Raw genomic sequence first — 13,211 nt, 5'->3', positions numbered from 1 at the left:
TGGATTATTTTTTGATTTTGAGAGTGTAGACAAGAAGATAGAGCACGCCTATGGTCATTACCCCTACAGCGCCGAACTGTCCGCCGAGGAAGTCGCTTGCATACCCCATGGCAAGGGGGAAGACAGTGCCTCCGAAAAGGCCCATTATCATAAGGCCCGAAACCTCATTCTGCTCTTTGGGAGTATTGTTGAGAGCCTGCGAGAAGATGATGGGGAAAATATTGGAATTGCCGAAGCCGATGAATGCGATGGCAACATAGATGACATTGATGGACTCGGACACAAACAGAATTGCCATGGCTGCGAGCATCATGACGACGCTGAGCGCAAAGAATGACTTGGAGGATACTTTTCTGAGAATGAAAGCCCCGAGGAAGCTGCCGACCGTGCGGAAAATGAAGTATATTCCCGTAGCGAAACCTGCCTCCTCCAGAGGGAGGCCAAGACGCTCCATAATGATTTTAGGAGCTGTGGTGTTGGTGCCGACATCAATCCCGACATGACACATGATGCCGATAAAGCAAAGGAGGATGAATGGTCTGCCGAGCAACTTTACCGATGCTCCGAAACCTGAAGCTTTGTCGGGACGCTCCTCCCGGATCGGAGTTGCGGCAAGCATGGATATTGAAAGTACGCTGACGACAGCATAGATCGGGAACAGCACACGCCAACCGAGACCGAAGGTGATTACCGCAGAAGTTGCACCCCATGCGGCGAGGATAGGCGCGAGGAACGATGCGATTGCCTTCACGAACTGTCCGAACGTAAGGGTTGAAGCAAGCCTGTCGGGAGCAATCAGATTGCTCACAAGAGGATTGAGCGATGTCTGCATGATGGCATTTCCTATTCCGAGCAATGAGAATGATATGAGCATGAAATAGTAGCTGTCACCAAACATAGGAATAAAAAGTGACAAGGCCGTCACGACAAGACTGATGAGAACCGTGCGCTTACGTCCTATCCTGTTCATCAGAATTCCGGTCGGAACCGAGAAAATCAGGAACCAGAAAAACACGAGCGAGGGGAAGAGATTGGCCTGTGAGTCGGTGAGACCAAGGTCTTTCTGGACATAGTTGGATGCTGTTCCGACGAGGTCGACAAAACCCATCGCGAAAAAGCAGAGTATCACGGGTATTATCTGCAACATTGTGCTTTTGCGCCCGAGATTTAAAGATTGTGATTGATTCATGGTCAGGATTAGTTATTGGTTGATGGAGTGATGGTGTAAATTTCGAGTGAATTGAGCGTGGCTTTTCCTGCGCCTGTTGAAAAAGTCATTGTCGAATAAGGACTGGTCGGGAACACGAGGTTGGTAAGAGCGAAGTTTCCTTCACCGTCAAAAACCTCTATGCTTGAACGGTCAATGAACATACGGATGGACTGCGAAGTGCTCTCGCGCAACGTCGGCGCCTTCACCTTTGCGGGGAAATCCTGACTGAAATCCGACAGACCACTCTGAGTGCGGTCAAAACTGAATGTATGGTCAGAAGGATTAAAAACCATATCGACATGTTCGCCGGCAGCATTTGAAAGAGTCACAGTGACCGGCTGTCCCTTCGGGGAATTCAGTCTGAAATCAATCTCGCAGATTCCATCATTGGCTTTCGGGAGCGAAACGCTCAGCCCCTTTTTAGATATTCCTTTGGATTTAATGGCTGTGACCTTCTTGTCACGGAGAGCATCAACTTCCGGGGATGGTAAGACGCTCATATAGTATTCACCGTCATTTCCCTTGAAGAGGGAGACATCGCGTGGAAGAGTGTTGGCGCTTCTGAACTGTCTGGTCGGAACCTCTGCCGCATACTGCCAGTTGCTCATCCATCCGATGACAACCTTACGGTCATCCGGAGCATTGCTCCACGAAACGGTAGCGTAGTGATCCTTTCCATAGTCCATCCACTTTGTGGGGACCACACCTGACTCCGGAGTGTCGACCGTGAATGTCTTTCCGTCAAAATCACCTACGAAATATTGAGTCGCACTGCCTCCGAACGGTCCACCGGGATTGAGATTGCAGATGAGGGCCCATTTCTTCTCATCGGTTCCGTTGACCGGAAGCTGCAGCAGATCCGGACATTCCCACACTCCGTCCTGCGCACCGATTCCCTTGCCGAAGGCACTCTGCAGAGTCCATGTCTTCAGGTCAGGCGATGTGAACACCAGCATCTCATGGTCGAGGGCATGAGCAAGGAGAAGGTTCCATTCCTTTGTCTCCTCATTCCAGAACATATTCGGGTCTCTTGCCTCACTTTCAAGAGTGATAATCGGGTTGCCGGGATAGACATTGAAGTTGGCGCCGTTGTCGCTACTGTGTGCGAGACTCTGCATCTGGCTCATCCCTGCCGAAGTGTAGAGTGCAATGACCTCATCCTTACCGAAACCGGCCGTGTTGGCCTTGTCGACAATGCAACTGCCACTGAACACTGCTCCGAGGCCGTCAGGCTCGATGGCATTGGGATGGTGCTCCCAGTTGACAAGATCTCTCGATGATGAATGTCCCCACGTCATGTTCTGCCATTTAGAGCCGTATGGATTGTATTGATAATATAGGTGCCATGTACCGTCCTTGTAGAACATGCCGTTCGGATCGTTCATCCATCCGTAGAGCGGCGTATGGTGAAATGCGGGCCGAAACTTCTCGACATTGGACGTATCAAAATCATCGCTTAGCTTGATGGTTTTCCAACAGGCGTCATCCTTAGCCTCACGCACCGACGACCTGCCCTGCGCCGTGACGATGTTCAAGACAACTTCACTGTCTTTGTAACGCGAAATGTCGAAGGGGACATAGTAGTCCACCTTGTTGCGTGCGAGTCTAACATATATGGTAGTCTCCGGCCTTCCGTTGAGTAGGACGTTGACCGTAGCGTCATCCACACTCTCCTCGACCGGCAGAAGCAGATAGCGTGCATCGTCGCTCACGCGGACAAGCGTGTTGTTGGTTCCGAGATGATTGATTTCTATTCCTTCAGCAGCGTTCATTGACATTATGCCTAACATCCCTGCAAGAAGAGTGGTTGATAAATGATTGAAGTATTTCATGACTGTCGTGTTGATTTTCGGTTGTGACATTGCAAAGCTACTGTTTATATTCATGCTACGGTATAATTTATGTTGCATAGTATATCAAAAATGTCGTTTCCGTTAATTTTTAATACATTACACAACAAATGTGCTATGAAAAACCACTATATTTGTGGAACCGATTCAAATTCTATGCCATGATTATGCAAAAAATCCATAGATTCATCACATCGTTCCTATCCCTTTTCTTACTTTCATTTCTTGCCGGAGGCCTGAGCTCTTGCAAGGAAACAAAGGTCTACCGCATCGGTGTCTCGCAATGCAGCGATGACGACTGGCGCACAAAGATGAACGAGGAAATCAACCGCGAAATGATTTTTCACGACAATGCCATTGTTGAAATCCGCTCCGCCGATGACAGCAATGAGAAACAGATTGCCGACATACGCTATTTCGCCGACAACGGTTTCGACATCATAATCGCAGCTCCAAACGAAGCCGATGCCCTTACACCTATAATTAAAGAGGTCTATGAAGCGGGAATCCCGGTGCTCCTCTTTGACCGAAACATCCACGGCGACAGCTACACTGCCTACCAAGGCTCAGACAACAGTGCCATCGGGCGCGCCGCAGGAGAACTGGCAGGAAATCTCGCCACCGGACATTGCTACATTCTTGAAATCATGGGTCTCGAAGGTTCAACCCCGGCTGATGACCGCCACAAGGGATTCAACGAGATTGTCGACACGCGCCCGGATATGACTGTCGTTGGAAGAGCCCACGGAAACTGGAACGGCCCCGATGCGTCAGTGGTCACTGACTCTCTTCTGAAACTCTATCCGCAGACCAATCTCATCTACGCCCACAATGACCGCATGGCCATCGCTGCCGCTAAGGTTGCCAATTCCATCGGTCGCGAGGATATAAAGGTCATCGGCATTGATGCCGCCCCGCAGATTGGCATAAAAGCAGTGAAAGAAGGCCTGATTGACGCGACATTCCTATATCCGACCGACGGATATGAGCTCATCCGCACGGCAATGGCAATCCTCGAAGGCAGACCATACGAGCGCAGACGTATGCTGAGCGCCCCACCGATAGTCGATGCCTCGAATGCCGAGATACTTCTCCTGCAGAATGACCAACTCAAGGAAGAGACCGCAAAAATCTCATGGCTCAAAGAACGGGTTGACGACTATTGGACAAAGCATTCCGTCCAGTCAACCCTGCTTTACGCGGCAATAGCAATCGTCACACTGCTCTTCATCCTTATATTTGCCATGCTTAGAGCTTTCTGGGTAAGGAAACAGCATCAGATGCACCTCGCAGAGCAGAACAAGGCTCTTGAAGAACAGCGTGACCGAGTGATGGCCCTCAACCAACAACTGAATGAAGCCACACAGTCAAAACTCATGTTCTTCACGAATGTCTCGCATGACCTCCGCACACCTCTGACATTGATTGCCGGACCTGTCGAACAGCTTGCCAATGCCGACAACCTTACCTCTACCCAGAAGACAATGGCACGTCTCGCCAACAAAAACGTGAAGATTCTGATGCGTCTGATCAATCAGATTCTGGACTTCCGGAAATATGAAAACGGAAAACTTGACCTGAATCTGACAGAAGTCGAGCTTGCACCGCTTCTGAGCGAGTGGTGCGAGTCGTTCAGGAACATCGCCGTCAGCCGCGACATCAATTTCACAACCGACATTCCCGACGAGGGCATACACACGGCCATAGATGTCGAGAAGGTCGAGCGAGTGATGTTCAACATCATCTCCAACGCCTTCAAATATACCCGTCATAACGGCAGCATAGGGGTGGCGATGAAGTTGGTGGATGACAGAATCAACATCAGTGTCAGTGATACCGGAAAGGGAATCAGCGCCGAGGACCTATCACACATTTTCGAACGTTTCTTCCAGGTTGACAAAATCCATCCCAATGGCTCAGGCATAGGGCTCTCACTTGCCAAAGCATTCATCGAACTCCACGGCGGAACCATCACAGCCGACAGCATCGAAGGTAAAGGGTCGGTGTTCACCGTGACCCTTCCAATAAGACATGTGGATTCACAACCCCAAGACACACAGTCGCGGATTACAGCAAGCGACGTCAGACTTGAACTTGAGGAGGTAGAGAATCCACCCGAACACATCGGAGAAGATAAAACGACAGTCCTCGTAATTGACGACAATCCCGACATCCGTTCACTCGTCAGCACCTTGCTGAAGGATGATTACGTCGTGCTGACAGCCCCCGACGGCAGCAAGGGGCTGAAACTTGCGGCAAAATATGTCCCCGACCTCATCATCTGCGATGTGATGATGCCGGTGATGGACGGTTTGGAGTGCTGCCGGAGATTGAAAAACGAACAATCCACATCACATATTCCTGTCCTCATGCTGACCGCATGTTCGATGGACGAGCAACGTATCCAGGGCTATGAGTGTGGCGCGGATGCCTACCTGTCAAAACCCTTCAATGCCGAAGTGCTTCTTGCACGATGCCGGTCGCTCATCGAGAACCGTCGGCGCATAAAATCTCTTTGGCCTGCGATGGCTGCGGATGTCAGGAATGCAGCGCGGGATACATCCGCTCTCCCCACGGTCAGCGAAAACGGTGTCAGCGACATCGACAGCGAGTTCTACACTCGCTTCTGCAAAATCGTTGAAAGCGAGATGTCGAATCAGGAACTGAGTGTCGACGGCATAGCCGGGAAAATGGGACTCGGACGCAGCCAGTTCTACAGGAAGATAAAGGCACTGACAAACTACTCTCCGGTCGAACTGCTCAGGAACATGCGTCTGGCCAAAGCGCGAACGCTGCTTTCGACAACCGAAAAGAGCGTTTCGGAAATAGCCTACGAAGTGGGCTTCACCACTCCTGCCTATTTTGGCAAATGCTACAAGGACCGTTACAACGAGACTCCGTCAGAGATACGCGAACGCCTCAACCGATAAAACCTCACACCGCCCACGTTGCTGTCGGAGCGGCCGCATCCGCCCGACAGCAACAAACAACATAAAACATCAATAGTAACCAAACGCCCTCCGTGGCCAAATTATAAAAGTTCATGTCGCCCTGCCTGTATGGCCTCCCAAATTTGTTGCATAGTCTTCCAAAAATCGGTACATGAATAAATTTTGATAGCCTGCGCAACATAACTAATACACTGCGTATCAGCAAGGAGGTAATTTTGTGGCATGAACAATAAACCAAAAACTATAATCATGAAAAGAACTATCCTTCATGCCTTATTTCTACTTCTTGCAGTGATAGGCGCACAGGCACAGAACATCACTGTGCATGGAACGGTCTATTCAAAGACCGATGACGAACCTCTGATCGGGGCAAGTGTAATGTCAGACATCAAAAGCGCCAACGGAGCGGCCACTGACATTGACGGAAAATTCACTATCAATGTCCCGGAGGGATCAAAACTCATAATCTCCTACGTCGGTTATAAGACACAAACAGTAAAAGCAGCCCCCGAGCTCACTGTCATGCTTGAGGAAGACACCGAACTTCTCGATGAAGTAGTCGTTGTCGGTTACTCATCCGAAAAGAAGTCCGACCTCACCGGCTCGGTATCGGTGGTGAGGATGAAAGATGTGGCCGACACTCCGACCGGCAACGTCATCCAGTCGCTCCAGGGCCGTGTGGCAGGCATGACCGTGACCACCGACGGTACTCCCGGCGGTTTGAGCACCGGCACATCCATCCGTGGCGCATCATCGTTCCGTGGCGATGCCAATGGTCCGCTCTATGTAATCGACGGAGTCATGACCCGCGAGAATCCCGGTACGATCATCAACAGTAATGACGTCGAATCCATCCAGGTCCTGAAGGATGCGGCTTCCGCCTCCATCTATGGTGCGCAGGCAGCCAACGGTGTCATCATCATCACCACCAAACGTGCGAAATCCGGGGAGGCCAAGGTGACTTTTGACGCAACCCTCACTTTACAGACCTACAACAGCGGTCTTGACCTTCTCGATGCCTATCAGTGGGGGGATGTGTATTGGTCGGCCTACAAATATGCCCACAACGGAGCCACTCCTTCATCGGCAATCTACGGAAACGGAGCCACTCCTCAGCTTCAGACCTACAAGAACCTCAACGGTGTGGATGTGCTTCCGCAGTCAACCGACTGGGAAAAGGAGATTCACCGCACAGCCCTCATGCAAACCTACAGCATCGGCCTCTCCAAGGGCTCGGAAAACGGTTCGTCGTCACTCTCACTCAGTTGGCTTGACCATGACGGTATCGTGAAGGGTTCGGATTTCCAACGTGTCAACACCCGTTTCAGTTCCGACTACGGCTATCTTGACAACCGTCTGAGAGCCGGCGGCAATGTGGCCGTCAACTGGTGGAAGGCACACTATATGCCCGACGGAGCGGAGGAAAATGCCGTCAAGCAGCATCCCGCAAAAGCCATCTATGATGAATCGGGTGTCTATGTCGACCAGATCAACGATGTGCTCGGCGATGCACCTAACATGATGCGTCTCATCGAGAACAACAAGGGCAACAAGCATGAATATTGGCGAGTGTTCGGAAACGCATATCTCCAGATTGAACCGGTGAAGAACCTTATCCTCAAGACAAACTTCGGTATCAACTACTATAATGAGACCAACAAGACATTCGAACCCAAATGGCTCCGCGACGATGTGAACAAACTCACACAGTCGACCGCCAAGAATGTGGATTGGGTATGGACAAACACCGCCCAATACAACATCGACTTCGGTAAGAACTCCATCATGGCTCTCGCGGGTGTTGAATCAAAGAAATATCACAATGAAAGCTTCTTCGGCTATGGTACGAGCCTGACCATCGAGGACCCCAATTACCTCTATCTCGGAAATGTCACCGCAAACAAAAACGTTGGGGCAGGCGCTTCGAACTATTCGATGTTCTCAGGTTTCGGCAAACTCAATTACACCTACGACAACAAGTATCTCCTCTCCTTTACCATCCGCCGCGATGCTTCCTCACGACTCTCAAAGGACCACAACTATGACTGGTTCCCATCCGTTTCGGCAGGATGGCGCATATCGCAGGAAAAGTTCATGGAGAGCACCCGCTCATGGCTTTCCGACCTGAAAATCCGTGGTTCGTGGGGTATCAACGGCAATGACCTTATCGACAATGAAGCCTTCTATGCCAAGTATCTCATGAGCCTCGACCGCGGCTCCTACAATATGAGCGGCGATGGCGTGACCCTCTCACCCGGAGCTTTCCGCATACGCACCACCAACCCCGACCTGAAATGGGAAAAGACCTATCAGACCAACTTCGGTGTCGATGCAGGTTTCTTCAATAACCGCCTCAACGTATCACTTGACTATTTCTACAAGGAGACAAAGGACATGCTCGTCGAAAAGCCCTACATCGCAACCATAGGTGAAGGAGGCTACTGCTGGTACAACGGCGGCGAGATGACCAACAAAGGTTTCGAAGGCCAGATCAACTGGCGCTCCAATGTGAACAAGGATTTCAGCTATGACATCGGCTTCAACTTCACGGTTTCAAAGAATAAGGTGACAGATCTCCTCGACGACATCTATTATTCCTACGGCGGCGGTTATGCAGGTCACTCTCTCGTCGGGCAATCGCTCGGCTCTTGGATGGGCTTCAAGACCGATGGCGTGTTCCACACTCAAGCAGAGGTTGACGAATACTGTCAGAAATATCAGGTCGAATTCGGTCATCCGGCTGTAGGTCGCGTGAAATATGTCGATGCAGACGGTGATGGCAAAATCAACTACAATGACCGCACATGGTTGGGATGCGATCTTCCCAAGGCTCAGTTCGGCCTCAATCTCGGAGCAAACTGGAAGGGCTTTGACCTCAGCATGTTCTTCACCTCCATCATCCGCGATGCCTTCAACAATTCGAAATACTACACTGACCTGTTCCAGTGCTGGAACGGCAACCACGGCACCCGTCTGCTCGAAGCAGCCAAGGCATACGACCGCTTCCTTGAGACAGGAGTGTATGACTGCGACACTCCCGCTCCGACAACCGACAATAACAACAACGAACATGAAGTGTCGGAATTCCATATCGAGAACGGCTCCTTCCTGCGCATGAAGACCCTCACCTTCGGCTATTCTATTCCGGCGGAACTCCGCAGCAAACTGAGAATGTCGAATGCACGCATCTACTTCCAGGCCCAGAATCTTTTCACCGTCACCAACTACTCGGGCGCTGACCCCGAAGGTCTCGGCTATCCCTATGCTCTCCCACGCCAGTACACTTTCGGTATCCAGTTCGGATTCTAATAACCATTGAACAATCACAACAAAACAAAGACACAATGAAACTTCACGATATATTTCTCGGACTCAGCCTCACTGCAATGCTTGCAAGCTGCAGCGACGATTTTCTCGAAAACAAACCGCAGGGAAGCCTTTCGGACGGAGTGATGAACTCAACCGAAGCCATTGACCTCCTCGTGAACTCTGCCTACGCCTCCCTCACCGGATTCACAAACGAACAGGGCGACCCCTGGGTGCGCCCGACCACCAACTGGAGTTTCGGAGAGGTCCGCGCGGACAATGCCTACAAAGGTGGAGGCGGAGAAGGCGACCTCTGGGACGTACATGCAATGGAAACCTTTCAGGTACAGTCCAACAACGGCAACCTCGACGGAAAATGGTTCAACCTCTACAGCCAGATATCACGCTGCAACGCCGCCCTCCGTGTCCTCAACAAGGCAGATGAGAATGAAGTGACCGTCAAAGCCTCACGCATCGCTGAAATGAAGGTTCTCCGCTCGCATTTTTATTTCGAACTTGTCCGCATGTTCAATAAGATTCCTTATATGGATGAGAATATGCCCGAGACCGACTATGTCAACGTGCCGAACGATGAATACACCCGCGACCAGCACCTGGCCCGCATAGCAGCCGAACTCCTCGAAGCCGCCGAGGATCTGCCCGAACGTCAGAGCGAGGTCGGACGCATAAACCGCAACATCGCGCTTGCCTACGCAGCCAAAGTAAAGCTCTATCAGGCATACGAGCAGGACGAACAGACCCACGCGGTGGTCAGCATCAACAAAGGTCTCATGAAAGAGGTCGTCGACCTCATTGACCGCGTCGATGGCTACGATCTCCTTCCCGATTTCCAAGGCCTTGACCTTATTGCCAACGAAAATGGCCCCGAATCGGTGTTTGCCGTCCAGTATTCAATAAACGACGGCTCCGGTGATGCAGGCCGCGTCAACTGGAGCAATCTCCTCAACTCGCCCGGTGGCAACAGCCCCTATCACGGCGACGGCTTCTTCCTCCCATCGCAGGACCTCATCAATGCCTATCAGACTGATGAAAACGGACTGCCCGTGTTCGACTATCAATCACGTCCCGATTATGCGACAGTAACATTCATAAATGACGAGCAGCAGACACTGTCGAACACGACACCGACCGTCGACCCGCGCCTCGACTTCGTCACCGGGCGCCCGACAATCACCTACAAGACATACCGGACCACACCGTGTCAATCGTGGGTACGCGACCGCGGTGTCTACGGCCACAACTGTGCCAAACGTTTCTGGGTGTCGCCCGAATCCTCCGACATGTATCAGGGCTGGCCGTGGGGAGCTTCACAGCTCAACTGGCAGATTATCCGCTACGCCGACCTTCTTCTCTACAAAGCTGAAGCCCTCATCGAACTCGGGGGCGACAATCTCGAAGAGGCACGCACACTCATCAACCGTATCCGCAGCCGTGCCATGAACAGTCCATACGTCAAAGACTTCAACGACCCCACCAAGGATGCAGCCAATTATAAGATTGGCCTATATCCGGTAGCAGGCTGGAATCAGGACTATGCCCGTCAGGCCCTACGCACAGAAATGCGCCTTGAAAAAGCCCTTGAAGGGGAACGTTACTTTGACCTCGTCCGTTGGGGAATAGCCAAAGAAGTGATGACAGCCTACTTCAACGCCGAGAAGGACACCCGCATCTACTATCAGAACGCCTCCTTTGACTCCGGTGAAGAATACTTCCCTATCCCCGTCGCCCAATACAACTTCTCCTTAGGCAAATATACCCAGAATCCCGGCTATCCCGCATTCTGACAAAAGTCCGCAGAAGTTTTCTCTGAGACATCATGACATCATAAGGTAAAACAGACGTTTTTTCGTAACATGAGAGGAGAATAGATTGAAGAAATCTCATCTCCTCTCATTTTTTACGTTGCTCAAAAACGGAGCATCTACCATCCAAAAAAATACGTTAATAAGATTCGTCATTCATTACAAATATCATTATTTAGTTTTGCAGGCAATAAAAAGGGAGAAAGCCGATTTCTTGATTCTTCAAGAAATCGGCTTTCTTAGTGGTGACCCCGGAGAGATTTATCTGCGGCGGGGTTAAGTATCTTGTCTATCAATACTTTAGAATTTCCAAAAATCACGGCTGTTCCCTTTTTGCACACCCGGACATTTCAATGTTCTTCGTATATCTATAACGCAAAGATAGCAATAATAGTCTGATTTACGGCTATTTCCGGCGTTAAAAAATGTATTCAGTTGCCACCTCATTACCGAGGGTACAACTGAGGCTGTTATTTGGGCTGTTACTTAGGCTTACTTGTACTTTACTTACTCCTACTTATGCTCTACTTACTCCTGCTTATATCCTTATATTCAACTCTTGTCTCCTGTATTGTTACCTTTTGATTTTGTAGAATAATACCGGTTATGGCACAAGACGGCCATTCTTTAGTTCCGACAGCAGTAAGTCATAGACGTATGCCGGACTTTCGATATACAATCCTGTGGAAAAGTCCTCCAATTTGGAAAATGTCTCTGAATTGTGGAAAGTCGAGATTGCGTCCGTCAATTCCATTCCTTCCCGTTCCACAAGATAGCGGACAACATCAGCAGATATGCCCTCAAATAAATAACGTGCGTTGCGGTCTTTCATAATTTCTTCAGCATTTTGATCGCTGCCTCCGTGTGGAAAAAGTATTGTGAGGTTACTTGCGAGAATGTGAGTTCCTTTACAAGCTGTTCCTCTGAGATGAAATTTTCAGTAAACATACGGAGCAGACGGGCAATCGTATCATCAGCAACCGGACCTATCACAATGTCGTAATCATGGCATGGCTGCGAAACATTTATATCGCGGTTGGACATCACAAACCTCGCCCACTCCTCGTCAGGCGCATTGAAAATCTTTATCTTCAACCCTATTGTGACAGCTTTTTCCAGATTAAACTCAAAGGCTGTCAAGGTAGGTACACCCTTGAACATTTTTACTGTTCTTGCCGCCATCCTTTCAGCCTGATGCCGAATGTCGGTGAGATAGAAACCTTTTCCGAAATCCTTGTAAGGACGACACTTTCCGAGGTCAATCCTGTCTATTGCCATGTTTGAGCCGTGGTATAGTATCATCTGATAGCACCTCCATTATTTTGGCAGACGACTGTAAGGTCATCAACACAGTCATTAAACGACAGCGTATGTTCCACATCATAAAATTCGGTCAGAAAAGCAATACCTTTGAAGCGATTAAGGTAATTGCTTGCCTCACGGATTGTCAGGCGGTGTCTTTTTGAAAACTCGATTATGGCTGTCATTATATAATCTATGACATTCTTATCGGCTTTTTTTATAGGTTTCAGCTCAACGACAGGCTCAACCTCCAAAGCATCGGCAATCCGGCTGATTGTGTTGAAGTTCACACATAATCCGTTTTCCACCTTCGACACCATAGCTTTCTGCACACCAATCATGGATCCTACCTCATCTTGGGTTAGTCCCTTGCTTTTACGTCGCAGATACAGCAATTCTCCTATTTTTTTGAAATTTGTATTCATGGTGCAAATATAATAAAAAGTTTCTTATTTGAGAAACATTTAGATAAACTAAGTGTTCGATGGCTCTATCTTTTTCTCTCTGCGAAACGAGGCGGAGATGCAACGCTTGGCTGTGCTGGGTTGAGTGCCGTCAAAAGGTGACGGGCTGCGCCTGACACCCATTGACCGCACTCTGCATAGTGAAAGCGGGCTAAACACCGGTAGCCTCAACGCCGCGTGAGGATGCGCCGGGGACGTCGCTGTACCTCGCGCGACTCCGATCGGCAACCCGTGTTCTTCACGCCTGCTTCATGGTTCTTTTCATAGGTCGTTGCATCTCCACATCGTTGTCAAGGATACCATTT

Annotated in this window: 8 protein-coding genes; 3 read left to right on the top strand and 5 right to left on the bottom strand. The window is 49.9% G+C overall.

All coding sequences use genetic code 11. The features are described 5' to 3' along the window. Positions 1–4: 4 nt before the first annotated feature. Complete coding sequence (locus QZ310_RS02845; protein WP_297070169.1) at positions 5–1,147, bottom strand: MFS transporter; 1,143 nt, start codon at positions 1,145–1,147, stop codon at positions 5–7. 50 nt (positions 1,148–1,197) lie between these two features. After that, positions 1,198–3,042, bottom strand: coding sequence for a DUF4980 domain-containing protein (locus tag QZ310_RS02840; protein ID WP_297070167.1), 1,845 nt, complete (start codon positions 3,040–3,042; stop codon positions 1,198–1,200). A gap of 185 nt (positions 3,043–3,227) precedes the next feature. Here QZ310_RS02840 and QZ310_RS02835 point away from each other — a divergent pair, with 185 nt between their 5' ends. From QZ310_RS02835 to QZ310_RS02825, 3 genes are all read left to right on the top strand, one after another. Beyond that, positions 3,228–5,990, top strand: a complete 2,763-nt coding sequence (locus QZ310_RS02835; protein WP_297070165.1) for a substrate-binding domain-containing protein — start codon at positions 3,228–3,230, stop codon at positions 5,988–5,990. A gap of 270 nt (positions 5,991–6,260) precedes the next feature. Continuing rightward, entirely contained in the window at positions 6,261–9,320 is a 3,060-nt protein-coding gene (locus QZ310_RS02830) for a TonB-dependent receptor (protein ID WP_297070163.1), read from the top strand. 35 nt (positions 9,321–9,355) lie between these two features. Continuing rightward, positions 9,356–11,122, top strand: a complete 1,767-nt coding sequence (locus QZ310_RS02825) for a RagB/SusD family nutrient uptake outer membrane protein (RefSeq protein ID WP_297070161.1) — start codon at positions 9,356–9,358, stop codon at positions 11,120–11,122. Positions 11,123–11,744: 622 nt separating this feature from the next. Here QZ310_RS02825 and QZ310_RS02820 read toward each other — a convergent pair. Genes QZ310_RS02820 through QZ310_RS02810 form a run of 3 tightly spaced genes read right to left on the bottom strand, consistent with a single transcriptional unit; the run spans position 11,745 to position 12,867 of the window. Further along, positions 11,745–11,972, bottom strand: coding sequence for a hypothetical protein (locus QZ310_RS02820; RefSeq protein ID WP_297070159.1), 228 nt, complete (start codon positions 11,970–11,972; stop codon positions 11,745–11,747). Further along, positions 11,969–12,442 (bottom strand): DUF3990 domain-containing protein, encoded by a 474-nt coding sequence (locus tag QZ310_RS02815; protein WP_297070158.1) that lies wholly within the window; start codon positions 12,440–12,442, stop codon positions 11,969–11,971. Before QZ310_RS02815 ends, QZ310_RS02820 begins: the two co-directional genes overlap by 4 nt. After that, positions 12,439–12,867 (bottom strand): DUF3791 domain-containing protein, encoded by a 429-nt coding sequence (locus QZ310_RS02810; RefSeq protein ID WP_297070156.1) that lies wholly within the window; start codon positions 12,865–12,867, stop codon positions 12,439–12,441. Before QZ310_RS02810 ends, QZ310_RS02815 begins: the two co-directional genes overlap by 4 nt. Between the last annotated feature and the right edge of the window lie 344 nt (positions 12,868–13,211).

The organism is uncultured Duncaniella sp. (assembly GCF_910577345.1).
Lineage (GTDB): Bacteria > Bacteroidota > Bacteroidia > Bacteroidales > Muribaculaceae > Duncaniella.
Note: the sequence above shows the minus strand (reverse complement) of the source record. Positions and strands in the feature narration are given on the sequence as shown.